Genomic DNA, 24,247 nt, shown 5'->3' on the forward strand with positions numbered 1-24,247 from the left:
GAATGATCATGGTTTTGGCTACACAGATCGCTGCAGAGTCGTCGAAAAATAGATTATGGACATGGGGGCTTAAGAGGGCAGACTCTCAATCAAGGCCTCTAATACCTGAACCTGCTGTGCAAAAATCTTGTAGATATTGGGTAATGGTTTCATCAATGGTTAACGGTGATCTACCTCTTCCGAGGCTCTTGCGCAGAAGTCCGTTTTTAAAAATAAGGCGCTACCCACACTGTCTGGGAGTTTCTCATGCTGAATCAACGGAGTTAAGGTATACCCTGAATTCTTGAGAATAAGTAATGAAGCGGATTTTTTAAATTTATTAATTATTTTTCATGCTGTTCTCAAAGCTTACAAGGCTTTATGTTAAGTCATGAGAAATAAAGTATGTATTTTGTGTTTGGTTACTCGTTGCTTGCACAATATTTTCTTGCTGCGGGCTCAATATTATCTGGTTGTCCAGTGTCTGTTTTTCTTTAATTACATATTAATTTTTATGCGGAGGTGAATTGACATGTGTCGCGCATGCGCTGACTGGTATGACTATGATTAATTGGTTCGAAACTTTCTCTGTTGGGCTTGATTCTAAGTGGTGATTTCAATGTCAGGTTTTAGTTGGGTAGGCGAGATTTTAATTTCGATCATGTTTTAGTTTTTAGGTAAAAATATATTTACATAAAACGTACCGAACGCTTTCAGGAGTCCCTATGGTGTGCTTAAATAGGTTTGTCAACCTACTTGCGGGAGATATAGCATGTCTCGCCTTGCCGAATATCGTAAACTTGAACAGCAATTGGCTGCCCAACTGGCCGAACTCGAATCCATGAAAAGTGACTCTGGTTTAAAAATGGAAATGGAGTTCGAAAGCAAGCTGCGCGCTTTGCTCAGCGAGTACGGTTTTAGCCTGAGGGATGTAATCAACCTGCTAGATCCGCACTCTGCCCGTCGTATCGCTCTTAATGAGCCGAAAGCTGCAGTCCGTAAACCGCGTCAAGTGAAGGTCTATAAGAATCCTCACAATGGTGAAGTGGTGGAAACCAAAGGTGGTACTCACCGAACTCTGAAGGAGTGGAAGAGTGAATATGGCTCCGACACTGTATGAATCGCCCCAGATTCTCTAGACACCTTGCAAACTAATTGCGTAACGCTTTTCAAACTCTACCGGTGACAGCTGATTGTTGAAACCATGACGGCGTTTTGCGTTGTAGAACATCTCGATGTAGTCGAACACATCGCTACGAGCATCTTCCCGCGTGGTGTAGATTTTTCGCTTGATCCGTTCCCGTTTCAGAAGCTGGAAAAAGCTCTCGGCCACGGCGTTGTCATGACAGTTGCCTCGGCGACTCATGCTGGCAACCAAATTGTTTGCCTTCAAAAAGCTACGCCAATCGGAGCTGCTGTACTGGCTGCCTTGGTCGGAATGAACCATCACCTCTTGCTTCGGTTTACGCCTCCAAACCGCCATCAACAACGCATCAATAGCCAAATCACTGGTCATCTGCGACTTCATTGACCAGCCAACGACCTGCCGAGAAAACAGATCCAGTACCACCGCCAAATACAACCAGCCTTCATACGTACGAATGTACGTGATGTCGGTTACCCAAACCTTGTTGGGTTCCACAACATCGAACTGGCGCTTCAGCAAATTGGGTGAGGCGACCGCTGGCTTACCGCCGTACTTCCCTGGGCGGCGTCGATAACCTGTCTGAGAACGCAGACCTTCAAGACGCATCAGCCTCGCCACACGATGACGACCACAATCCTCACCGACCTCGCGCAGATCGTCGTGGATTTTGCGATAGCCATAAACGCCGCCACTCTCCAGCCAGGAATGCTTGATCAAACCCAGCAGTCGCTGGTCGTCTTTGGCTCGTACAGATTGCGGCTCAGACAGCCAGGCGTAATAACCGCTGGGATGGACTTTCAGCGGCAGGCAAAGCCGTCGAATCGAATAGTCGCCCGCGCGCTGCTTGATAAAGGCGTACTTCAGCCGCACTCCTTGGCAAAGTACGCGGCGGCCTTTTTTAAGATGTCTCGCTCTTCAGTGACGCGCTTGAGTTCCGCTCGCAGACGACGTAGCTCAGCGTGCTGATCATCATCCTGCTGCCGTTCTTCTTGAGGTTTGCTGTAGCGCTTTATCCAGGCATAGAGGCTATGCGTCGACACACCAAGACGGGCCGCTACGTCAGCGACGGGAAGCTTCTTTTCGGTCACTTGATTGACCGCTTGGATTTTGAATTCTTCGGGATAACGCGGGTTGCTCATGGCACCTCCTGATTGGCCTCATTTTAAGGCATGGAGGTGTCTACGAAACCCGGGGCGATTCACGTAATGCTGCAACTCGTTGCGGTCGGCTTGAGTATCGAGCTTCAGTCGCACAATGGAAGGCAGAACTGGTTGCCAAAAGACCGAAGCCCGCGAAACTTTTGGCTAACCTGCGCCTGTGTCACTACGTGCAAGACCGTCTGGAGGGTAAAGTTCACGGCGCTAATGGTCGCGAGATTATTGGGCCTCGACAAGCTCCCTTCAAAGGCCGAAATAAACCACATCGCAGTGATCGTAAATGGGTCAATGGCTGGTCGCCCGAACAGATTACCAACCGGCTAAAGATCGATTTTCCGGACGATGAATCCATGCGCATCTCTCACGAAGCCATATATCAGGCTCTCTATATTCAGGGGCGAGGAGCTCTTAAACGCGAGCTAGTGAGCTGCCTGCGCACAGGACGAGCGTTGCGTGTGCCGAGGGCTAGGGCGCAGGCTAAAACGTGGGCGCACGTCAGCGAGGATGTCATGATTTCCAGTCGCCCTGCTGAGGTGGAAGACCGGGCTGTCCCAGGGCATTGGGAGGGAGACCTGATCTTTGGTCTGAATCGATCTGCGATTGGAACGCTGGTTGAGCGCTCAACTCGATTCACCATGCTCGTTCACCTGCCTCGCGAGGAAGGTTATGGGTTAACTCCTCGCACGAAAAATGGCCCGGCGCTGGCCGGCTACGGGGCTGTCACTATGGCCAACGCCCTGAAGAAAACGGTGACTGACCTGCCCATCGAGTTGTGGCGATCTTTGACTTGGGATCGTGGAAAGGAACTATCGGATCACGCTCGATTTACCATCGAATCCGGAGTGAAGGTCTTCTTTGCTGACCCGCATAGTCCCTGGCAGCGCGGCACGAACGAGAATACGAATGGTCTTCTGCGCCAATACTTCCCGAAAGGTACTGACCTGTCTCGCTGGAATGCCCAAGAGATCCAAGCCGTAGCCCATGCGTTGAACACAAGGCCTCGAAAAACACTAGGCTGGAAAACACCTGCCGAAGCACTAAACAAGTATCTAAAATCAATTCAACAATCCAGTGTTGCGACGACCGGTTGAATCCGCCCAATACTGCGCGTACGACTACCAGGCCTTACTTCGGCGACATCGAATCGTGCCCAGCCATTCACGTCCCGGGAACTGCTGGGACAACGCCGCGATGGAGAGCTTCTTCCGTTCGCTGAAGGCTGAGCGGGTGTACCTGCGCTATGCCTGCCACCACGAGGCGAAAACCGACCTGTTCGACTACATCCGCTTTTACAATCACCGTCGCCACCACTCGACGCTGGGCTATCTCAGCCCGATGGAGTTTGAGCGGCGCTATGCGAGCAGTAACTCTTAACTACCTGTCCACCAGTTCCGGGACAGACCAATCTGACCTTCCCTCAAGTTGATCCAGTCAGGCACGTCTCTCAGGGCAGAAAATTAAGGAGCTTCAGAGGAACCATATACTCGGTCAGGTGAGTTATAACTCATCGAGGCTTGAAAATATTCAAAAGCAAACTATGATCTAGATGACGGTATGGAGGCTGTCATGAATGTTCAAAATCAGACGGAAGACATGGGCTTTTCTCTTAGTTTATATAGTAGGTGTTAGTGGCTATATTTACTACCTCTATGCTGAGACTAAAGGAATTCTAACGGCTAATCTTAATGACAAGTTGCGGCATGCCGCATTGGGGGGAGCGGCCATCCTCGGCGACCGCTACCATGATAACTTGGTAGACAGGCATTCCAAATCGGAGGCTGAAGACTGGAACACTATTCAGCGGCTTTCTCAGTTCAACGAGTCAATGGGTACTACCTTTGTCTACAGTGTAATAAAACGGTCAGGGAAAGCCTATCTGGTCAGCTCAAGCGCATTGGAAAAGGAAATTCAAGAGCAGAACTTTGTACGCTTTTTTGATCCCTATCCTGATGCTAGTCAGGCTCTGCTCGATAGTTTTGGTCGTACGGAACCGACCTGGATTGATTACACGGATCATTGGGGGGATTTTCGTGCGGTCTTCATTCCAATGAAGTCTCAAGACGGCACGATTTATGTAGCTGGAGCGGAGATATTGTTGGCCAACTACTACCAGCAACTTAAAAAGGATTCCTTGCACCATATCATACTTGCCATTCTGGTATTTCTCGCCTTTAGTCTTTTGTTTGTGGTTGACTTATTTCGTATGCGGACTCATCTCCAGCAATTGCAAGTAAATGAACAGGTTTTGAATCATGCAAAAAATGCCGCCGAGGATGCTGATCGCTCAAAAACTAGATTTTTAGCCACTATGAGTCATGAGATTCGCACGCCTATGTACGGAGTTATTGGTGCGACGGAGTTACTAGCCGCTTCTTCTTTAAGTGTCGAGCAAAGTGGTCTGGTGAACACGATTCATACTAGTGGGCGAGTCTTGCTGTCTCTTATCGATAATATTCTCGATCTGGCAAAAATCGAAGCGGGAAAGCTTGAGTTGAGGCCTAGCGTATTTGAAGTAAGAAAGTTGGTGTCCTCCAGCCTTGAAATGATTAGGCAAAATGTTCAGGGCAAGCCAATCATCATTGAGGCGCAGGTATCACCGAATGTGCCAACTTTGGTAAAAATCGATATCGACTGCCTTCGTCAGATATTGATCAATTTGATGGGGAATGCAGTAAAATTTACCGAAAGTGGAACAGTTTCACTCCAGGTCAAGACCAGCAGTTCTCCCTCTCGATCTCAACTGGACTTCTCCATATCTGATACCGGAATAGGTATCCCTAGGGAGAGGCAAGACAACCTATTTATGCCCTTCGCTCAATTCAAAGGATCGACGAGTCAACGCTTTACCGGTAGCGGTCTCGGCCTTTCAATTTGCAAGAATTTAGTCGAGGTGCAAGGAGGGACTTTATCCTTTACTAGTGAACCTGGGGTTGGATCAACATTTTCCTTCTCTCTCCCCATAGAGCCTTTTTCAGCTTCGGAAATCCCCTCCGAAAATGATCATAAGCTAGTGGTGAGCTTCGACTCGTCTTTTTCTAGAAATTATTGTCTCAATATCTTATTGGTGGAAAATCACCCGATTAACCAAAAAGTTGCTTTGGAAATGCTGCAGGCGCTTGGGTATGCACCTACGCTTGCGTCAGATGGTCTGGAGGCAGTCAATCAGTGTATGACATGGACTCCAGACATTATATTCATGGATATAAATATGCCTGTTATGGATGGGCTAGAAGCCATCCGCAGAATTCGTAACCTACCATTGGGCGATACTTGCTATATTGTTGCGTTTACTGCAAGCGCGTTTTCTAGCGAAATAAAGCGCTTTAAGGCCGCCGGCGCCAATGATATTTTAACCAAACCGGCAAATTTCCAGAGTCTGACCCAAGTACTTCAGCATGCAGCCAACTACCAGCAATTGCGGGCCAGTACTTCGGTAGTGGGTTGAGCTTCAGGTTGAAAGCCCTTAGGGCAAAAACGCCATTACGGAGACAGGAGAACCTGACCCCTCTTTAAGTTTAAGAACACCAATGACCAGAGTTGAGCCCTTTGTAGGTAGCTGATCGAGATTAGTTAAGCACTCTAGGACGATACCATTTCCCGCCAAAATTTGGCGGTTAGTGGCATAAACCGTATCTTGGCCAGGATCGACACCATGCGTATCTATGCCGACACCGGCTATCTTGCGCTCTTCGAGTAGAAACTTGGTCGTGGCAGCGCCCACACCCGGAAAGTGTGGGCCTTTCGCGTCTTCATTGATAAAACGCTTGGGATCATTCCACAGGGCTTGCCATCCCGTATAAAATAAAACCAATGAATTTTGGGGAATACGGCCATTGGCCTGTTCCCATTTCTCAATATCTTGAAGGTCAATCACATAGTCCGGGTTATCTCTAGCCTTGGCTCGTATATCAATTACGACGGCTGGGCGTACCAAAGACTCTGGTTTATAGGAGTCTATTCCAATGGCATTAGGATAAAAACTATTGGGAGCATTCATGTGAGTCGCACTGTGCTCGCCAATACTGAAGCGGCGCAGGTAATAGCCGTCTTTTTCTTGTAAGGCTATTACGTCAAACTCCACTGGAGGGTCGTTAGGCCAGAGCGGGATCGTGGAACTAATAATATGGCTTAGATCAATTACTTTTTGAAACTTAATGCTCTGCATTCCGTTGGTATCCTTATTATTTTCAAAATTCATTCCGATAGCTATCGCTGAAAAAGTGGTCAGTATAGCAGTGGATATCCCTTTGAAATATACCTTGTGCTTCCTTGATGTCACCATTGTAATTGACTTCCCTTTAACTTAAGAGGTGACTCGTATTTTTACGACTGGTTGCAACGTTAGAGAGGATCTTTGAAGGGGTCGATCATAGCGGATAGAACGCCTGGCCTGCAGCTTTGGTTCTCGGCGATTCATTAAAACTGTGGCTACGATCGCATTATCCGGTTATTACAACTGATGTGAGATTTGCTTCGTGGGCTGACAGGTCAGGAACGATGCGAGTGGCGGCCCTCGGTTGATGTAGAGCGGTAAGAACTCGGACAGTACTGAATTGACTCAGTCCATCGGCTTTTAGGCTTTTGTGGTTTCGACACCTTTAGCCACTTGGGGATGCAGTGTCCCAGCTTGGTCGATTGGGATCTGGGAATGCAAGAACGCCAGGTGTTGGAGCTCGTCGGTTGCCTGTCTCAACATCCACGGGCTGAAAAAACCTGCTTGGCCCCACGCCAGGTGTAGATTTGGAAATAAGCAAAGTGGAGCGTATCGACGAGAGGAGATGCCGCTGATTTCGGCCAACTGGCCAGGCTTATTGTGTTAGACGATGTGCTGCAAGTGATACTAGTTTTTTATCGTTGGAGGCGGTCGAGAAAACGGCAAAACTGAATTATCCCGAATTATGGCTCAGCCATAATTTTTGGCTTTTTCGTTTAGGCTCTGTTGTGGTAAGCAATACCAATGAGCAATTTGCAATATACTGTTAGCTACCTACCAATCGAGATTTGTTATGTCCAAGCTCACCGAATTCCGCCAGCTCGAAAGACACCTTGCTGAGCAACTCCAAGCATTGGAAGCTCTGAAAAGCGATGCTGGCCTCAAGAAAGAAATCGAATTTGAAACCAAGCTACGCGCTTTGCTCGCCGAGTACAGCTACAGCTTACCGAGCGTGATCAGCCTGCTTGACCCACAAGCCGGTCGCCGTGCTCCTGCCACCGAGTCGAAAGCCGGCATTCGCAAGCCACGCCAAGTGAAATGCTACAAGAATCCGCATACAGGCGAAGTCGTCGAAACCAAAGGTGGTAACCACAAGACGCTGAAGGAATGGAAGGCGCAGTATGGCTCTGAAACTGTGGATTCCTGGCTGACCAAGTGAATTTGGTTTGATTAAAAATGGGCCCTTCGAGGGGCTTTTGGTTAACCAGGATGGGGGACAGATTCTAGGAGAGGAGGCCACGGATATTTCGCCCTCGCTTCCTCACTTAGAAGTCGCGCTGTGATGACTGCAGCTTGGAGATCAAGATGGCTTGAGGCAAACGACTTCATTAGGAGCGAGCGGGGAAGGGCCCAATCCCATTTTTCTCGGATCATGTTTTCAACGTTTTCCAGGATGGGCTCCACATCCGAAACGTCCATTTGACCGACCACGCGCAACGCTCGCAACGTGTCCTCCACACTGAATGCAACTTGCAGGAAGAGCCCTGTGTTTTCACAATGAATACCCACATGCCGTAGCAGTAATGCCAGCGCATCGTTGGTGTAGTCCCCTCGCCAGGTCGCCACGTAGCTGACACTGGCGGAGCCAACAATTGACGTGCTACCCAAGCCGAGGGCACGGAAGTTACTCCGAGCATCCTCCAGAAGGGCTTGAGCGTGCTTGTCCAGGAAGGGACAGGGGGTGGTTTCCATCAACACGTTTCGCATTTCAAGCCTGACGCGATCATCCACCTGCGCACCGAGCCCATCAAACTGAGGGGGCTCGCCGCCCCGCGCCGGCGTGACCACGATAACCTTCGCTTCAAGGTCAACATCCTGAACCTGCCAGCGTCTGCCGCCGAAAATGATGCGTTGCCCCTTAGTCAGGGGTTTGCTGACGGGCAGCGAGCCAAGTGGTTTGCCATCCCGGAGCAAACGAAACTCTTCATCGCTCGTGAAGGCGGTGTAGAACTCATAGTGGTTGATCAACCGCTCCCCGAGTTCGCCTGGCAGCAGAAGTCCTGAGCTGTCCTGGACGATCAACTCCTTCTCACCCATACCTTTGAGCAAAGACAGGAAATCAGGCTTGGTGACGCTCGCAAAACCGCCACTTGCTATAAGATTTCCCCATAATTGCGCCGCCGATGCACCGCCGAGCTGAGCAATAGACGACAAGCACTGTTGCACCAGTGTCGAGGCGTGCAAGCCTCCCGACCGAGGTGGCTCAAACCATCCACTGATCAGCAAGCGGATCATGGCGACCGTTTGGACAAGGCCTTCACGCAACTGATCGGAGAGGTCAGACTGATCCGTTAAGGGGTGCTCTCGGCAGTACACCCTGAGCATGGCAGGCTCACCGGGTCGACGACCTGAGCGGCCAAGCCGTTGTCTAAGACTCGCCACGGAGGGCGGACAGCCGATCTGCGCGACCGTCCTGATGTTACCGATGTCGATACCCAGCTCCAGGGTGGTAGTGCATACGGCAGAAGCTGGAGGATCTCCCGCTTTCAGCGCCCGTTCTGCATCCTGCCGCAGTTCCTTGGATAAGCTGCCATGGTGCGGCCAGAACTCGTTTGGCACTCCATCGTTCTCGCACAGTGAGCGCAGACGGTCGGCAAACCATTCAACCTCTTGGCGTCTGTTGGGGAAAATCAGGTTGTTATACCCCCTCAGTACTTTGTACAGGTGACCTGCGATAGCCACTTTGGTACCTGAGGTGTCTTCCTTTTCGGTTTCTTCATCTGTTGACGCACTTCCCTGGTGTTCCGCCACTAGCTGCTGCATGGGCTGTTCAATGTACCCACGTACTTGTACCTGGAGTTCCTGGCCAGAGGATTTCGATTCGATGACGGTAATGTCATCGGGGCGAAGTGGCCTCAGGAACTTTTGGGCCAGTGACATCTCCCCAAGAGTCGCGGAAAGCCCTACACGAGGCAAGGCTCTGCCGACGACGATTTCAACCCGTTCCATGAGCGATTGCAGTTGCTTCCCGCGCTCACTACCAATGAAAGCATGAAGCTCATCTACGACGATGTAGCGCAGGTTCTGAAAAGCTCCAGGTAAACTCGAGCCTCTGTTTACGAAGAGGGCTTCGAGGGACTCCGGCGTGATTAGCAAGATACCCTCAGGCGATTTCAGAAACCGTTGTTTCTTGCTTGCTGCCACGTCACCATGCCAAGCAACGACGGGTAGCTCGAGCCTTTCACATAGCCGGCTAAGCCTGTCCCATTGGTCGTTGATCAGTGCCTTGAGCGGGCTGATATACAGCACCGCGCCGCCATGCTCACTGTCGTTGAGCAGGTTGGTCAGGATGGGTAGGAATGCGGCCTCTGTTTTACCTGCGGCGGTTGATGCTGCAATGATCACATCGCGATCAGCGTCCACCAAGGCCGGTACCGCCCACTCCTGTGCATCACGTAACGACGTCCACCCCTGTGACCAGATCCATTGCTGAATCTCGGGGTGTAGACGTTCGAACGAAGAAGAGTCAGAGCTTGAAGCTGGCGAGCTCATCGTCGGCCTCGACTTCAAAATCTTGTTGCCCACCCTCATCCCTGGACAGCTCCACGGTTCCCAGCAAGGTTCGCCAGTCCGCTGTCGGGTTTTGCTCGATTACTGCGAGCAGGTTGATGAAGGCTGTAATGGTCGTGCGTGGTGTCCGGAAGTACGCCTCGCCCAAGCGTTGGTTGCAGTGCGCCATGAAGGCAGGAATGGCTTCATCCGGCAGCAAGAACTTCTCAGGTTCGCCGAAGGCATAGACATTGCGAAGCTTCTGCAGCAGTACGTAGAAGTCTTCTGGGGTCAGGCTGCTGAGCCGAATGACAGGCCCAGAAAGGTCGACCAGGCCAGATTTCGCGAAGGTGTTTTCCGCTAGGCGCGATTGCAGGGCTGGGTAGCTGTAGAGCCCGCGACGAGTATCCATCAGAAACTCCGGTGTGCCGCCTAGCACAAAGCCCAAGCCTTCAGCGGAGCCCTGCAAAGAATCGTTGAGGATGCGCAGAATCTGTTCGTAATTGGCATTGCGGGCCTGGGTGTTTGCCAGTTTGTACAGGTTGACCAACTCATCCAAACAGACCATCAAGCCGCCGAAGCCGGCCAGGCGCACAAACCGTGACAGCAATTTCAATTGGTCGTAGACGGAGGCATCGTCGACAATCGTACGCACGCCCAGCGCAGCACGGGCATCGGTCTTGGTGGAAAATTCGCCGCGCAGCCAACGGATGGCGTCAGCCTTGAGCTGCTCATTGCCCTCCTCGAAGCCGCGACAGTAGGCGGCAATGACGTCGGCAAAGTCATAGCCGTTGACCATTTCGGTGAGTTCCGCCAGGTACTCTCGAATGACCACCTCGCTCTCGACACCTTTGGCTTTGGCTTCCGTTTTAGCCTGGGAGATGAATTTCTCGACGATACCCTGGAGCGCGCCGCCATCGGGCTTGGTGCGCGTGGCCATGTTTTTGGCCAGCTCGGAGTAAAGGGAGCGCGCCTGGCCGCCCGAAGCATGAAGACGGCGGTCAGGATTCAAATCGGCGTGCATGGTGACGAGCTTGCGCTCCATGGCGATGCCGCGAACCAGGTTTAGGAAGAAGGTTTTGCCTGCACCGTACTCGCCAACGACGACACGGAATGCCGAGCCTCCATCCGCGAGACGATCTACATCCTTGAGCAGCGAATCGAGTTCACCCGCCCGACCTACCTGGATCAGATGTTGTCCAACACGGGGCACAACGCCTGCGCGCAGCGATTGAATGACCGCGTCGCGATCCTTGGCTCGTATCTTACTCATAGGGCTAATTCATCCAGAATGTCGGGGTTGATTTCGATGGGATCATCGCCTTCGGTCACGGGCATATCGAACAGCTCGAACGCTGTGTCGTTGATCCGCTCCAAGGCGCCATCCAACATCAGTTCCATGTCATTGGCTGTGTCTTCCAGCTCGGCACGGCTCCACTCAGGCCGTGAAACCAGAAGTCGAAGGAACGCAGAATGCTCAACGTCCAAGCCATGTACGGTAGCAAGCTGTTCGGCGGTACTGTTTTCTTGCAGTTGGGGTGATTCGGGCTCAAGGGCGCTAGGTGTTTCAGTGGGCGCTTCCGCACTGAAGACGCTGGCCAGTAGCGCCGACACCTCTGCTGTTTCTTTTTGCAGGCGAGCAACCTTGGTCATGTCCAGCGCAAAGTCTGAACCAGCGCTTTCCGATGTCGGAACCGCCGTGCTCGGCGCGGCAGTCGTAGTTATTGCCTCCACTACATTAGAGGGGTGAACGGCTGCACTATGGAGGTCGCTGTAGACAAACTGCGGATCGAGAGCGAGCGATTTGTACACGCGCTCAAGCAGCTTCACTTCTTGTGGTGTCACCTCACCATCCGCATGTGCCAGGTGGGCCAGGAAGCTAGCAATTTTTCGTTTGGCCTCGATGGTCAAAGGCTCAAGTTTCTTCTTAAGGCTTGCTAGTGTGGGCGGTTGCTTCAGCTGGATTTGGAGGTGCGCTTTCAAGCGTTTACGATGCGCAACGCAAAGGTGATCCCACGAGTCAATGTGGCTTGATAGCAGACTTATCTCCTCAAGCGAGGTGTCACCGTCTGCCGCAGCGACTGCACTGGCCAGGTCTAAAGTCACTGCTGCAGCGCTGTAGGCATCGGTAACGCGAAGCGTGCCTTCGTCAGAGTCCGCAGCGAACAGCGCGATGGTGTCTTCTGCCTTGGGTGTACGGCTACCGGAAAGGATATCGGGCTCCAATCCGATCCGCTTGCTTTCCAAAGCCCGGGCGAGTGCGATCACTTTGTCGCGGGAAAGCGCGCCGGCGGATTTGAATCGACCTGCCAACTCCCCGAAGCTCATGCATATGGTTTCGCCACCGACGCGTTGCTCCAACTGATCGAGTTCCGTTTTAGCATCAGCAGGCCAGAGTTCGGTTGGCAACTGCAGTATGGCTTCCAGGCTATTCCCAGCGTCTGGGTTGCGCCCCAGATACCGACTGTAAGCGTCGAGTACGGTGGTGCACTCTTCGACAATTACCTGCAGCTTATTACGGGTTCCTGAGGTTGCCGCGACATCGGGGAGGTCGCCTATGGCCATTGCCGGAATACTCAATCCAGCAGAGGCAGGGCGATAGGCAATCTTGAGCTTGGTCTTGTTCTGAGGGAGAGCAATGCCGTTGGGATAGCGCTTTGCGAATTCGTTTTTGAACAGCGCTGCGAATTGCTCAGGACACCGGGTCACCGGTGTACGCCGGGAAATGTTGGGCTCTGCGAGCGCCCAGGCTAATGCCCAGCCCGGGTTGAGCGGATACTTGTCCACGGCCATCTGACCCAGCGCAACGCGCAGTGACATAGGCAGCTCATAACCATCTGCGGCGCTGGCGGTGGGCTCACTCATGTAGCTTTGAGGTTGAACAGAACCAGCGTCGATATGGGCGAGCAAGCGGGTAGCGTAGCCTCGGAAAGAGTTGTTGTCGCCGTAGAGTTCAAGCAAACGCTTGACCTCGGCTTTGATGGCCAGGATCTCCGCCTTGGCCTGAGGATCGGTCGGTGCATCGATCAACGCGCGGCGTTCAAGCCCATAGAAAAACAGGAACACGTATCCCGCATCAGCAGGCTGGCAACGACCTCCGGCCAACCATTGCAGATACGCTCGTCGCGCCTCAGGCGTGATGCTCCGGTAGCTTGGCCAATAGGGCATCTGCCGTTCGGTTAGATTCACAGGTGAGCGCGCGACTCGAAGCGTGGCATCGATCAAGGACGGTTCAGATTGACCGAACTGTGTCGCTCGCTCGGTGATGTAGAACATTCCGCCTGGGATTGCCAGGCCGGCTACGTTGATGGATTCACCTTCCGCAAGCCAGCGAACCCCTATGGGCTTTGCACTTGGCTTTGGGATGGCGTAGCTCTGGCTGTCGCCGGGGGAACCTACTTGGATGGTGTGGAAGTCACGCTCGCGGGTGCTTGCACTGAGCTGAACGCTTACAGTGGGGGATGTTGCTTGTCGAGATGAAGCTGCAATCTCGGCGGCAATATCCTCTTCAGGAGCGTAGGGCTTTGGCTGGGTAGCGCGTCTGACGACCCATACCAGTACGCCTATGCCCAAGATAACCCCAAGGGCAATCCATGCCTGTTTAGGAATTTGTGCCAAGAGGGCAACGACGAATAACAAGGCGTACAGAGCGATTGTCCCGCCGTCGCTCCCTTTGCGCTTCCGTGGCATATAAGTGTTCCGTACAGTTGGTAATGGCCAAATGGCATTCTTACGGATTTTTCGAGAGCGGCCAAGCCAGGCAGATGAAGGGGGCACTCGGAAAAATTTACTGAACCGGATCGCCAGTAGAATTGTGCTACGAGATTAGGGTAGCTCTGCTTTGCATGATCAGGGTTATCGAGTTTTGGTTTTGAACTCAAAGCGAACGTCTTTTTAGCCGATGTTTCCAGCCGCTCTGGTGCTTTCGGCAGCCAGCCATTCTTGATCGCCCAGAGCTTGATATTCTCTGCCGACTCTTGGTGGTTATGCAGTAGGGACATGTGGCCTCGAAGGTTTCAGTCCGCTAAGCCTTGAGTTTGGCTCTGCTCCCTCTGCAGACTGAAATCAGAGCGACAGTCCGGTACCGGAGCCGGATGCTGACCATTAGAGGCGGTAAGAGATCATGATGCGAGAAGCCAGGCCCCACCCACGATTCCCATTCATAGAGGTGGGCATTTTTGTTGAACTATTGGCCGTCAGCTTCGGCCTAGATTGTTCGCCCAGTGAAAACTCCTCCTGGTGTTACACCATTGACGGTGACGGCGACTATCCCATTGTGCTGGACGAGGAGGGTGCAATTCGTTCAGCAGAGGAAACCTTGTTTGCCGCCTGACCTGAGGTGGCGCGCAAGTACACAGACTTGGCCATCAGGCAGCAGGATTTTCAGCTTGCAATGGCACTGGCGGAGCGTCAGGGATACTGGCAAGCGGTGGCCCACCAGAGGGAGATGGTGACGCGGATCGTGCGAGACGCCCGGTGCATCCTGCAGCCCCTGACATTGTAGGCTACTTGGCCTGTTTTACGCCGTCAGCAAAGAAGGAGTTGGTGAGGAAACCATACCAATATGAGAAGGTCTCTCCGAACACTGGGGTGCCGTTTACATAGGCCTCACCACCGACCACGTACCTTGTTACACGTATCGTCAAATGTGTAGTGGTCAACTAATCCCGGACACTGCGTTAGGTTTTCCCTCGGCCACTGCGGGCGCCAACCCGCTGTTGAATTGATGTGGCCGTTGCCAGTTGTACCTCTGCATCAAAAAACGACCGATATCCTGCTGTGCTAGCGATGCACTCATGTAGCCCTCGGTCGGTATCCATTCCGTTTTCAGGCTGCGAAACAACTGTTCCATCGGTGCGTTGTCGTAGCAGTTTCCACGCAGACTCATGCTTTGCGTGAAGCGATAACACCATAGACGCTGGCGAAAGCTCCGGCTGCCGTATTGGCTTCCTTGGTCGCTGTGAAACAGCACATTCTGGGGGCAGTCACGCCGTTCATACGCCATGTCCAAAGCCTTGATCACCAGGTCGGCATCAGGCTTCATGGTGTTCCAGTCCTGGTGTCCGCAATGGGGGGCGATTAAATTAGATCACTACAGTCGATCTCGAGCTGCACGCTTGTCGACGATGTCCATGGTATGAACTGATGGTGTGAGTGTCAGTACATGCTAATTCGCAGTTGTGCACACGCCATCGAACAGCAGCACTCGCTCGCCAGGTTGCAGGAAGGGCGGCAGGGTATCGCCTGCCATAGTCGTTGCGGAGTCAGCCACGGAGAAAACCTTGCAAGGGTGGAACGACGTCCGGTCCGGGCCGGAACCTGCGCAGCATACTCGTCTTGGCCGATGAATTTCAGGCTTGGGCGGCCGCGGCGAAACCTCTCGCAGGCCGTTGAAAAACGTAGGCGAGGCAGCTAGCGCCAGGCGAAAACAGGCGAAAAAGCGCAGTTTACGGATGGTAAATGAGCATTTTTAGCTTGTTTTCAACGCAGCGATGGCAACGCAGTTAGTTGTTCACCGGCCTGCTAAGCTGGGCACCTGCTTCAAGCCGCCGTGGAATCCCCCTTGTGAAATTCAGCCTGCCGAAAATCGCCACCGCTCCTTTCTGTCCGCCGGAGGTGGCCGGTTCCGTCACCGTCGACCCCCGTGCCTCGCTGTTCAAGCGCGTGCTGCGCTTCGCCGGACCCGGGCTATTGGTGTCCATCGGCTACATGGACCCGGGCAACTGGGCCACGGCCATCGAGGCCGGCTCGCGCTATGGCTACAGCCTGCTGTTCGTGGTGCTGCTGGCGAGCCTGGCGGGCATGGTGGTGCAGTGCCTCTGCTCGCGCCTGGGCATCGCCACCGGGCGCGACCTGGCGCAGCTTTGCCGCGAGCGCTACAGCCCACGCTCGGCGCGGGTCCAGTGGTTGCTGGCGGAGGTCTCGATCATTGCCACGGACCTCGCCGAAGTGCTGGGCTGCGCCTTGGCTTTCCACCTCTTGCTGGGAGTCTCGTTGAGTACGGGAATCGTCATTACCGCCTTCGATACCTTGCTGGTGCTGGCTTTGCAGAACCGTGGCTTTCGCCGCTTGGAAGCGATCATGCTGGCGCTGGTGGCGACCATCGGCGTGTGCTTCTTCATCGAGTTGCTGCTGATCAAGCCCCACTGGCCAGACGTGGCCCGGGGCTTCACCCCGTCGCTGGCGGCCATCAGCGATGCCGCGCCGTTGTACCTGGCGATCGGCATCCTCGGCGCCACGGTGATGCCGCACAACCTGTACCTGCATACCTCGGTGGTCCAGACCCGCCTAGTGGGCAAGGACCTTGCCAGCCGCAGCGATGCGATCCGCCTGGCGCGCATCGATACCATCGGTTCCCTGGCCCTGGCGCTGCTGGTGAACGCGGCGATCCTGATCCTTGCCGCAGCGGCCTTCCACAACACCGGGCACAGCGACGTGGTGGAGATCCAGGATGCCTACCACCTGCTCGATCCGCTGGTGGGCGGGGCCCTGGCCAGCGTGCTGTTCGGCGTGGCGCTGCTGGCTTCGGGGCAGAGCTCGACCTTCACCGGGACCATCGCCGGCCAGGTGATCATGGAGGGTTACCTGAACCTGCGGATTCCCTGCTGGCAGCGCCGCCTGATCACCCGTGGCCTGGCGCTGATCCCGGCGTTCATCGGCGTCTGGCTGCTGGGCGACGGCGCCGTGGGCAAGCTGCTGGTGCTGAGCCAGGTGGTGCTCAGCCTGCAATTGCCGTTCGCCTTGTATCCGTTGATCCGCATGACCAACGACCCGCGCCTGATGGGCGTGTTCGTCAACCGCTGGCCGACCCGCTGGCTGGCCTGGAGCCTGTTCGCCGTGATCAGCGCAGCCAATGCCTGGCTCATAGCTAGCCTTTAGCGGCAAGCTTCAAGCTTCAAGCTTCAAGCCAGAGCCAGAGCCAGAGCCAGAGCGCTCAAGCCAAGGCTGATCGCGTCCGGCTTTCAACTTGCCGCTTGCAGCTTGAAGCTTGGAGCTGATCGCGCTAGCGATCCCAATACGGTACTGGCCCGAATTTCTCGACGAAGAAATCGATCACCGCGCGGACCTTCACCGACAGGCGCCGGCTGCCCGGCCATAGGGCGGCGATCTGTTGCGGTTCGAGGCTGGTGGCCACTTCGAAATCCTCGAACAGCGCCACCAGCCGTCCCTGGTGCAGGGCCTCACCGATCAGCCAGGAAGGAAACATCACCAGCCCCAGGCCTTGTTCGGCGGCCTGGGTCAGGGTGTCGGCGTGGTTGCCGGTCAGCGGGCCCGTGACGCTGTAGGGCGTCCAGGATTCCTGGCCCTGGCGGAAGAACCAGCGCTGCTGGCCGCTTTCGCCCTTGTAGGCCAGGCATTGGTGTTGGTGCAGCTGGTCGGGATGACGGGGGTGGCCGTGACGGGCCAGGTAGCCCGGGCTGGCGGCGACCCGGTAGCGCTGCGGTGCCAGTAACCGGGCCTGCATCGAGGAGTCTCCCAGCACGCCGATGCGAAACAGCAGGTCGGTGCCGTCCTGCAACGGGTCGATGTAGCTGTCGGTCTGCTGGATATCCAGTTGCAGCTTGGGATAGCGCTGGTGCAGTTCGCCCAGCCAGGGCGAGATATGCCGCTGGCCGAACACCACCGGCGCATTGATCCGCACCAGCCCGGCCGGTTGGTCCTGCTGTTCTTGCAGGGCCTGCTCGGCTTCTTCCCATTGCGCCAGCACCCGCCGGGCATGGTGCCCCAACAGGCGCCCGGCCTCGGTGGGGCTGACCGCCCGGGTATGGCGATACAGCAACTGTTGGCCCAGGGCCTGTTCCATCAGCTGGATCTGCCGCGAAATGGAGGAGGGTGCCAGGCCTTCGCGTCGGGCCACGACAGAGAAACTGCCCTGGTCGAGCACCGCGATGAACAGCCGCAGGGCCTTGAAACCCAGGTCGTTGAAGCCTTGCATGGGAAGTCCTTGCTGTGCGTTTTACGCAAAAGTGTTGTCGGCATGCTCCCATTTATCGCAAAGCACGGGCAACCAATAATGCTCGCTACTCCATGAACCCAAGAGGTGCCCCATGTCTTGCGAAACCCTTGACCCAACGCTGCCACCGCCAGTGGCCCCTGCGGTATCCACTGCCGGCTGGCAACGCCTGGCCCTGCTGCCGCTGGTGATCCTGGCCGGCATGGGCCTGTCGGTGGAGGCCGGCTTGCTCGGCCCCCTGGGAGCCCAGGTCGGCCACCTGTGGGCGACCCTGAGCATCTTCGGCGTCGGCGCGGCGTTGCTGGCCTTGCTGTTGCTGTTCAGTGGCCCGCAGCCGGGGCCGGCCTTGAGCCAGTTGCCGCGCTGGCAGTTGCTGGGCGGAGTGCTGGGGCCGATCTACGTGGTGGTGTTGACCCTGGCCACGCCGCATATCGGGATTGCCATGACCATGATCGCGATTCTTTCCGGCCAGGTCGGCAAGAGCGTGCTGATCGACCACTTCGGCTGGTTCGGCAGTATCCGCAAACCGGTCAACGCCGAGCGTTGGCTGGCCCTGGTGCTGATCGTCGGCGCCCTGATCCTGATTGCCCGAGGTTGAACATGAACCTGATTCCATTGCTGGTGGTCGTGGTGGCCGCAGGTGCGGTGCTCAGTGTGCAGGCGGCGATCAACGGCCGCCTGGGACAGAGCGTGGGGGTGTTGCGCAGCAGCCTGCTGACCTTCGCCGTCGGTGCCCTGGTCACCTCGCTGCTGATCGTGTTCTTCCAGCCGCCCCAGGCCATGAGCCTGTTGCAGGCGCCCAAGTGGCAGCTCAGCGGCGCGCTGTTCGGCGTGGTGTACATGCTGGTGATGGTCGGCGCGGTGCCTCGGGTCGGGACTGCCGTGGCGACGGTGGCGGTGATCCTCGGGCAGTTTGGCATGGGCATGTTGATCGACCACTTCGGCTGGTTCGGCAACCCGGCCATGGCACTCTCCGGCAACCGCATCCTGGCGATGCTGTGCCTGGCCCTGGCCTTGTTGTTCATGTACCGCAGCAGCCTGCGCCGTAGCTGAGGGCCCAGGGGCGTTCCACACAGCTGAGGGCTCAGGAACCTTCCAGGCAGTTGGCGGCCACTTGCGCCACCTGGGCATCTTCGCCGGAGCGCACGCCGGATACGCCCACCGCGCCGACCACCTGGCCATCCACGCGAATCGGCACGCCGCCTTCCAGGGAGGTCAGCAGCGGCGCCGAGAGAAAGGCGTTGCGCCCGGCATTGACCATGTCTTCGTAGGCCTTGGACTCACGCCGGCCCAGGGCGGCGGTGCGGGCTTTCTCCAAGGCGATGTAGGCACTGATCGGTGCGCAGCCGTCCAGGCGCTCCAGGGCCAGGGGATGGCCGCCATCATCGACCACGGCGATGCTCACCGGCCACTGCTGGCGGTGGGCCTCGGTGCGGGCGGCGGCGAGGATGCGGCTGACGTCGTCTTGGCACAACACGGCTTTGTGGTGCATGGCAGGCTCCATTGGGTTCAAGGCTTGAGGGCGGCTTCCAGCAGTTCGATCCAGTGGCGTACCGGGGTGCGCCCGGCGCCATCCAGGTGGCTCTGGCAGCCGATATTGGCCGTAGCGATCACGTCCGGGCTGCCGCTTTCCAGGGCCCGCAGCTTGTCGTCGCGCAGTTGCCGGGCCAGGGCGGGCTGGGTCAGTGAATAGGTGCCGGCCGAGCCGCAGCACAGGTGGCCGTCGGGCACCGAAGTCAGGTTGAAACCCAAGCGTTGCAGCAGGCTTTCCACGGCGCCGCCCAGTTGCTGGGCATGTTGCAGGGTGCAGGGGCAATGGACGGCCAGGCGCTGCCCACTGCGTACTTGCAGCGCTGCCAGAGGTTCGGCCCGCACCACCTCCACCAGGTCCCGGGCCAGGGCGCTGACTTGCTGCGCCTTGGCGGCATAGACCGGATCGTCGGCCAGCAGGTGCCCATAGTCCTTGACGAAGGCGCCGCAGCCGCTGGCGGTCTGGACGATGGCCTCGGCACCTTGTTGCAGGTGCGGCCACCAGGCGTCGATATTGTGCCGGGCCCGCTGGCGGCCGCGCTCCTGGGCATCCAGGTGGTAGTCCACGGCGCCGCAGCACGCGGCCCCGGCCACCGGCTGCACGCTGATGCCCAGGCGATCCAGGACCCGGCTCGCGGCGGCGTTGGTATTGGGCGACAGCCCCGGCTGCACGCAGCCTTCGAGCAGCAGCACGCGCCGCGCGTGGAGCCTGTCCGGGCGCACGCCGGCGGCGGGTATCTGGCGCGGCAGTTTGTCTTGCAGGGCCTGGGGCAGCAGCGGGCGCAAGCGACTGCCGCCCAGTACCAGTGTCTTGAACAGCTGCGGGTTGCCCGCCAGGGTCCGCAAGCCCTGGCGCAGCAGACGCTGGCCGGCGGGCCGGGGCAGGGCGGCGTCCACCACCGCCCGGCCGATGTCCAGCAGGTTGTGGTACTCGACGCCCGATGGGCAGGTGGTCTCGCAGTTGCGACATGACAGGCAACGGTCCAGGTGCAGTTGTGCCTGGTGGGTGACCGCGGCGCCCTCCAGCACCTGCTTGATCAGGTAGATGCGGCCGCGCGGCCCGTCTAGCTCGTCGCCCTGGACCTGGTAGGTGGGGCAGGTGGCGTTGCAGAACCCGCAATGCACGCAGCTGCGCAGGATACGTTCGGCTTCGGCGGCCCTTGGCAACTGCCGGGCCTCGGGGCTGAGGGTGGTCTGCATGGATCAGAGCTCCGGGTAGAGTCGGCCGGGGTTGAAGATGCCCTGGGGATCGAGCTGCGCTTTCAGGCGTTGGTGATAGTGCAGCAGGGTCGGTTCCAGGGGTTGGAAGGGGCTGTCCAGCAGGCCATGGCTGTAGCAACTGGCATGACCGCCGGCGGCGCTGGCCATGGCGCGGATGCGCTCGGCCGGAGCGTCGGACTTGAGCCAGCGCTGGGCGCCGCCCCAGTCCAGCAATTGGGTGCCGGGCAACGCAAGCTCCGGGGTGTTGTGTGGCAGCGACAGGCGCCACAGCGGCAGGCCGGGGTCGAAAAACGGCAGTTGCTGCTCGTTGAGCCGGTTCCAGTAGTGGCTGTCCAGGGGCTCGCCGCCGAGCCGATCGCGGGCCGCGGCCACCGAGCCTTCGCCGCCTTCCAGGCGCAGGTGCAGGCGGCTGCCATCGTGGCAGGCGGCGCTGATGGGCAATGGCTGCTGGCCCCATTGCGCGAGCCTGGCCAGGGCTTGCCCGGCAGGCAGTTCCAGGCTCAGGCTCAGGCAGTGGCGCGGCTTGGGCAGCACCTTCAGCGAGACTTCGGTCACCAGAGCCAGGCAGCCATAGCTGCCGGCCATCAGCCGCGACAGGTCGTAGCCGGCGACATTCTTCATCACCTCGCCACCAAAGCGCAGGTGCTGGCCCAGGCCACTGATGATCCGGGTGCCCAGGACGAAGTCGCGCACCGCTCCGGCCCAGGGGCGGCGTGGCCCGGACAGGCCACTGGCGAGCATGCCGCCCAGGGTGGCGCCGGTACCGAACGCCGGCGGCTCGCAGGGCAGCATCTGCCCGGCGGCATCCAGTACCGCCTGCAGTTCGCCAAGCGGTGTTCCGGCCCGGGCGCTGATCACCAGTTCGGTGGGGTCGTAGCTGACGATGCCGCGATGGACCCGGGTATCGAGGATTTCGCCGGCGCTGTCGCGCCCCAGGAACGCCTTGCTGTTGGAGCCCTGGATGCGTAGCGGGGTGGCGTTGTCCAGGGCGTCGCGCACCTGCTCCAGCAGGGTTTGGCTGGCGTCGCAATCGGTGGGGGCGGCCATCAGAATCGCTCCAGTTCGGGGAAGGGCAACTGCCCATGGTGGATGTGCATGGCCCCGGCCTCGGCGCAGCGGTGCAGGGTCGGGATGTTCTTGCCGGGGTTGAGCAGGCCCAGGGGGTCGAAGGCGCGCTTGATGCCGTGGAACAGGCTCAGCTCGTCGCCGCTGAACTGCACGCACATCTGTTTGATCTTCTCCCGGCCCACGCCGTGCTCGCCGGTGATGGTGCCGCCCACCGCCACGCACAGCTCGAGGATCTTGCCACCCAGGGTTTCCGCTCGCTCAAGTTCCCCACTCTGGTTGGCATCGAACAGGATCAACGGGTGCATGTTGCCGTCGCCGGCATGGAACACGTTGGCCACCCGCAGCTGGTGCTCGGCGGCCAGCCGGGCGATGCCGTGCAGCACGGCGGGCAGTTGGCGCCGGGGAATGGTGCCGTCCATGCAGTAGTAGTCCGGCGACAAGCGGCCCACCGCCGGGAAGGCATTCTTGCGCCCGGCCCAGAACCGTGCGCGCTCGGCCTCGTCCCGGGCCAGGCGCACTTCGCTGGCGCCGGCCTGTTGCAGCAGTTGGCGCACCCGCTCGCAGTCGTCGTGGACATCGGCCTCGACCCCATCCAGCTCGCACAGCAGCATGGCCTGGGCATCCACTGGGTAGCCGGCGTGGATGAAGTCTTCGGCGGCGCGGATCGCCAGGTTGTCCATCATCTCCAGGCCGCCGGGGATGATGCCCGCGGCGATGATCGCCGCCACCGCGTGGCCGGCGTTCTCCACCGAGTCGAAGGCCGCCAGCAGCACCTTGGCGATCTGCGGCTTGGGCAGCAGCTTGACCGTGACTTCGGTGATCACCCCCAGCAGCCCCTCGGAACCGGTGAACAGCGCCAGCAGGTCGAAGCCCGGCGAGTCCAGGGCCTCGCTGCCCAGGGTCAGGGGTTGGCCCTCGACGGTGAGCATCCGCACCTGGAGCAGGTTGTGCACGGTCAGGCCGTATTTCAGGCAGTGCACGCCACCGGCGTTCTCCGCGACATTGCCACCGATGGAGCAGGCGATCTGCGACGACGGGTCGGGGGCGTAGTACAGCTCGTAGGGCGCCGCGGCCTGGGAGATCGCCAGGTTGCGCACCCCGGGTTGCAGGCGCGCGCAGCGCGCGGCGGGGTCGATCTCGAGGATGTCCTTGAATCGCGCCATCACCAGCAGCAGGCCCTTTTCCAGGGGCAGGGCGCCGCCGGACAGGCCGGTACCCGCGCCCCGGGCCACCACTGGTACCCGTTGCTGGTGGCAGATCTTGAGGATCTGCTGCACTTGCTCCAGGCGCCGGGGCAGGGCCACCAGCAGCGGGGTGCTGCGGTAGGCACTCAGGCCGTCGCATTCGTAGGGCTTGAGTTGCTCCTGGCGGTCCAGCAGTTCCAGGTCCGGCAGCTGGCTGCGCAGCGCGTGGATCAAGGCTTGGCGGTCGACCTCGGGCAGGGCGCCGTCGAGGCGTTCATCGTAGAGAATCGTCATGGCTGGCGAATGACCTTGTGTCGTTGTTATCAGGTCGCGACTGCATCACGCATGCCTGGCATCATTGGCCCGGGGCGCCTTAGTGTCCATGTGCGCCGGCAGTGGTCGAACCACTTTGTTTTCCGGTACTTGCCCCGGGCTCCATTAAACCTGATTGATTTCAGCAAGTTGCAGCCAAGCCAGGAAGTGGGCGCGAATCGACAAGGAACTGGTCATACCAGTGGGAGGCGAGATGCAGGACAAACCGGGACAGCCGCGCTTGCAGGTGGCCGATAGGGTCTGCGCACGGATCGAGCGCCTGATCGTCGACGGGGTATTCAAGACCGGCCAGCTGTTGCCCTCGGAGCGGCGCCTGACCGCCAAGCTCGGGGTCTCGCGCACGGCCCTGCGCGAGGGCCTGAAGCTGTTGCGGGCCCGGGGCATCATCGACACGGTGCAGGGCCGTGGCTCGCAGGTGGCGCAACTGTCGGCGCCGGCGGCGGACTCGCCACTGCTGCACCTGTTCAGCTCCCAGCCACGTACTCTCTACGACTTGCTGGAGGTCCGCGGCCTGCTGGAGGGCGAGTCGGCGCGGCTGGCGGCCCTGCGTGGCACCGAGGCCGACTTCGTGCTCATCGGCCGTAGCTACCAGGCCCTGCTCGACGCCCATGACCAGGACCTGGAGCCCGCCGACCTGGCGCGCCTGGACCATGCCTTCCACCTGGCCATCTGCGAGGCTTCGCACAACCCGGTGCTGGTGCAGACCCTGGGCTCGCTCAACGGCCTGTTGCTCAATTCGGTGTTCGCCTCGGTCAACAACCTCTATCACCGGCCACTGCACAAGCGCCAGATCGACCGCCAGCATGCGCGCTTGTACCACGCGGTCACCGGTCGCTTGCCGGAACAGGCGCGCAAGGCCGCACAGGCGCATATCCAGGGCATCGCGCAAAACCTGCAGGAGATCGAAGAGGAGGAGCAGCGCTTGGTGCGGGCCACGCTGCGCCTGCAAGGCTGGGATTGAGCCTCGGCGCT

17 protein-coding genes and 3 pseudogenes are annotated in these 24,247 nt (G+C 57.8%); 9 read left to right on the forward strand and 11 right to left on the reverse strand.

Translation table 11 applies throughout. The features are described from left to right. The first annotated feature begins 751 nt into the window (after positions 1-751). Positions 752-1,099 (forward strand): histone-like nucleoid-structuring protein, MvaT/MvaU family, encoded by a 348-nt coding sequence (locus AC3WK8_RS27010; RefSeq protein WP_103323771.1) that lies wholly within the window; start codon positions 752-754, stop codon positions 1,097-1,099. 15 nt (positions 1,100-1,114) lie between these two features. On the opposite strand, the gene AC3WK8_RS27015 is transcribed toward AC3WK8_RS27010, so the two are convergent. Next, positions 1,115-2,265 (reverse strand): IS3 family transposase gene (locus AC3WK8_RS27015; protein WP_103323772.1). Its coding sequence is split into 2 segments (ribosomal slippage): positions 1,115-2,031 and positions 2,031-2,265, totalling 1,152 coding nucleotides; the frame shifts between segments, so codons are not numbered across the junction. A gap of 62 nt (positions 2,266-2,327) precedes the next feature. On the opposite strand from AC3WK8_RS27015, the pseudogene AC3WK8_RS27020 reads away from it, so the two are divergent. The 3 genes and pseudogenes from AC3WK8_RS27020 to AC3WK8_RS27030 all read left to right on the forward strand — a co-directional run. Beyond that, positions 2,328-3,374: pseudogene (locus AC3WK8_RS27020) on the forward strand (IS30 family transposase); the annotation flags it as partial. A 61-nt stretch (positions 3,375-3,435) separates the two neighbouring features. Further along, positions 3,436-3,657 (forward strand): annotated as a pseudogene (locus tag AC3WK8_RS27025) (integrase core domain-containing protein); the annotation flags it as partial. Between the two features lie 196 nt (positions 3,658-3,853). Next, positions 3,854-5,728: an ATP-binding protein gene (locus AC3WK8_RS27030; protein ID WP_103323774.1), complete on the forward strand. Its 1,875-nt coding sequence runs from the start codon at positions 3,854-3,856 to the stop codon at positions 5,726-5,728. An 18-nt stretch (positions 5,729-5,746) separates the two neighbouring features. Here the strand turns inward: AC3WK8_RS27030 and AC3WK8_RS27035 are convergent, their stop codons facing one another. After that, on the reverse strand, positions 5,747-6,481 hold the full coding sequence (locus AC3WK8_RS27035; RefSeq protein WP_241107330.1) for a cyclase family protein: 735 nt from the start codon (positions 6,479-6,481) through the stop codon (positions 5,747-5,749). An 808-nt stretch (positions 6,482-7,289) separates the two neighbouring features. Between AC3WK8_RS27035 and AC3WK8_RS27040 the strand changes: the two genes are divergently transcribed. Beyond that, a complete protein-coding gene (locus AC3WK8_RS27040; protein WP_103323776.1) occupies positions 7,290-7,655 on the forward strand; it encodes a histone-like nucleoid-structuring protein, MvaT/MvaU family in 366 nt (121 codons plus the stop codon). 41 nt (positions 7,656-7,696) lie between these two features. Here the strand turns inward: AC3WK8_RS27040 and AC3WK8_RS27045 are convergent, their stop codons facing one another. The 4 genes and pseudogenes from AC3WK8_RS27045 to AC3WK8_RS27060 form a co-directional block, all read right to left on the reverse strand. Next, positions 7,697-9,919 carry a DEAD/DEAH box helicase gene (locus AC3WK8_RS27045; RefSeq protein ID WP_178087982.1) on the reverse strand — a complete coding sequence of 741 codons (2,223 nt, stop codon included), beginning with the start codon at positions 9,917-9,919 and terminating at the stop codon, positions 7,697-7,699. A 43-nt stretch (positions 9,920-9,962) separates the two neighbouring features. After that, positions 9,963-11,258 (reverse strand): ATP-binding protein, encoded by a 1,296-nt coding sequence (locus AC3WK8_RS27050; RefSeq protein WP_103323778.1) that lies wholly within the window; start codon positions 11,256-11,258, stop codon positions 9,963-9,965. Continuing rightward, positions 11,255-13,675, reverse strand: a complete 2,421-nt coding sequence (locus AC3WK8_RS27055; RefSeq protein WP_103323779.1) for a tellurite resistance TerB family protein — start codon at positions 13,673-13,675, stop codon at positions 11,255-11,257. The genes AC3WK8_RS27050 and AC3WK8_RS27055 overlap by 4 nt, the downstream gene beginning before the upstream one ends. 967 nt (positions 13,676-14,642) lie before the next feature. Further along, a pseudogene (locus AC3WK8_RS27060) lies at positions 14,643-15,026 on the reverse strand (DDE-type integrase/transposase/recombinase); the annotation flags it as partial. A gap of 524 nt (positions 15,027-15,550) precedes the next feature. Here AC3WK8_RS27060 and AC3WK8_RS27065 point away from each other — a divergent pair. Then, on the forward strand, positions 15,551-16,864 hold the full coding sequence (locus tag AC3WK8_RS27065; RefSeq protein WP_103323780.1) for an Nramp family divalent metal transporter: 1,314 nt from the start codon (positions 15,551-15,553) through the stop codon (positions 16,862-16,864). Between the two features lie 124 nt (positions 16,865-16,988). Here the strand turns inward: AC3WK8_RS27065 and AC3WK8_RS27070 are convergent, their stop codons facing one another. Next, on the reverse strand, positions 16,989-17,921 hold the full coding sequence (locus AC3WK8_RS27070) for a LysR family transcriptional regulator (RefSeq protein WP_103323781.1): 933 nt from the start codon (positions 17,919-17,921) through the stop codon (positions 16,989-16,991). A gap of 112 nt (positions 17,922-18,033) precedes the next feature. Between AC3WK8_RS27070 and AC3WK8_RS27075 the strand changes: the two genes are divergently transcribed. Continuing rightward, the gene (locus AC3WK8_RS27075) at positions 18,034-18,537 is read left to right on the forward strand and encodes a DMT family transporter (RefSeq protein WP_085596400.1); all 504 of its coding nucleotides are present in this window, start codon (positions 18,034-18,036) and stop codon (positions 18,535-18,537) included. A gap of 2 nt (positions 18,538-18,539) precedes the next feature. After that, positions 18,540-18,992 (forward strand): DMT family transporter, encoded by a 453-nt coding sequence (locus AC3WK8_RS27080; RefSeq protein WP_103323782.1) that lies wholly within the window; start codon positions 18,540-18,542, stop codon positions 18,990-18,992. A 31-nt stretch (positions 18,993-19,023) separates the two neighbouring features. Here AC3WK8_RS27080 and AC3WK8_RS27085 read toward each other — a convergent pair whose 3' ends face one another. From AC3WK8_RS27085 to glcD, 4 genes are read right to left on the reverse strand one after another with little or no spacing between them, the layout of a single operon-like run. Continuing rightward, complete coding sequence (locus tag AC3WK8_RS27085; protein WP_103323783.1) at positions 19,024-19,431, reverse strand: heme-binding protein; 408 nt, start codon at positions 19,429-19,431, stop codon at positions 19,024-19,026. 17 nt (positions 19,432-19,448) lie between these two features. Beyond that, a complete protein-coding gene (gene glcF / locus AC3WK8_RS27090) occupies positions 19,449-20,669 on the reverse strand; it encodes a glycolate oxidase subunit GlcF (RefSeq protein ID WP_103323784.1) in 1,221 nt (406 codons plus the stop codon). Between the two features lie 3 nt (positions 20,670-20,672). Then, complete coding sequence (gene glcE, locus AC3WK8_RS27095) at positions 20,673-21,737, reverse strand: glycolate oxidase subunit GlcE (protein ID WP_103323785.1); 1,065 nt, start codon at positions 21,735-21,737, stop codon at positions 20,673-20,675. Next, positions 21,737-23,236 carry a glycolate oxidase subunit GlcD gene (gene glcD / locus AC3WK8_RS27100; protein ID WP_103323786.1) on the reverse strand — a complete coding sequence of 500 codons (1,500 nt, stop codon included), beginning with the start codon at positions 23,234-23,236 and terminating at the stop codon, positions 21,737-21,739. The genes glcE and glcD overlap by 1 nt, the downstream gene beginning before the upstream one ends. Before the next feature lie 232 nt (positions 23,237-23,468). Between glcD and glcC the strand changes: the two genes are divergently transcribed. Further along, positions 23,469-24,236: a transcriptional regulator GlcC gene (glcC, locus tag AC3WK8_RS27105; protein ID WP_053138062.1), complete on the forward strand. Its 768-nt coding sequence runs from the start codon at positions 23,469-23,471 to the stop codon at positions 24,234-24,236. Positions 24,237-24,247 lie beyond the last annotated feature (11 nt).

The organism is Pseudomonas sp. FW507-12TSA, from assembly GCF_058781435.1.

What these genes read in the sequence shown, in the direction of transcription:
- AC3WK8_RS27010 (WP_103323771.1), top strand. Translation starts at nt 752, where the DNA reads ATGTCTCGCCTTGCCGAATATCGTAAACTTGAACAGCAATTGGCTGCC.
- AC3WK8_RS27030 (WP_103323774.1), top strand. Translation starts at nt 3,854, where the DNA reads ATGTTCAAAATCAGACGGAAGACATGGGCTTTTCTCTTAGTTTATATA.
- AC3WK8_RS27035 (WP_241107330.1), bottom strand. Translation starts at nt 6,481, where the DNA reads ATGAATTTTGAAAATAATAAGGATACCAACGGAATGCAGAGCATTAAG.
- AC3WK8_RS27040 (WP_103323776.1), top strand. Translation starts at nt 7,290, where the DNA reads ATGTCCAAGCTCACCGAATTCCGCCAGCTCGAAAGACACCTTGCTGAG.
- AC3WK8_RS27050 (WP_103323778.1), bottom strand. Translation starts at nt 11,258, where the DNA reads ATGAGTAAGATACGAGCCAAGGATCGCGACGCGGTCATTCAATCGCTG.
- AC3WK8_RS27055 (WP_103323779.1), bottom strand. Translation starts at nt 13,675, where the DNA reads ATGCCACGGAAGCGCAAAGGGAGCGACGGCGGGACAATCGCTCTGTAC.
- AC3WK8_RS27070 (WP_103323781.1), bottom strand. Translation starts at nt 17,921, where the DNA reads ATGCAAGGCTTCAACGACCTGGGTTTCAAGGCCCTGCGGCTGTTCATC.
- AC3WK8_RS27075 (WP_085596400.1), top strand. Translation starts at nt 18,034, where the DNA reads ATGTCTTGCGAAACCCTTGACCCAACGCTGCCACCGCCAGTGGCCCCT.
- AC3WK8_RS27080 (WP_103323782.1), top strand. Translation starts at nt 18,540, where the DNA reads ATGAACCTGATTCCATTGCTGGTGGTCGTGGTGGCCGCAGGTGCGGTG.
- AC3WK8_RS27085 (WP_103323783.1), bottom strand. Translation starts at nt 19,431, where the DNA reads ATGCACCACAAAGCCGTGTTGTGCCAAGACGACGTCAGCCGCATCCTC.
- glcF (WP_103323784.1), bottom strand. Translation starts at nt 20,669, where the DNA reads ATGCAGACCACCCTCAGCCCCGAGGCCCGGCAGTTGCCAAGGGCCGCC.
- glcE (WP_103323785.1), bottom strand. Translation starts at nt 21,737, where the DNA reads ATGGCCGCCCCCACCGATTGCGACGCCAGCCAAACCCTGCTGGAGCAG.
- glcD (WP_103323786.1), bottom strand. Translation starts at nt 23,236, where the DNA reads ATGACGATTCTCTACGATGAACGCCTCGACGGCGCCCTGCCCGAGGTC.
- glcC (WP_053138062.1), top strand. Translation starts at nt 23,469, where the DNA reads ATGCAGGACAAACCGGGACAGCCGCGCTTGCAGGTGGCCGATAGGGTC.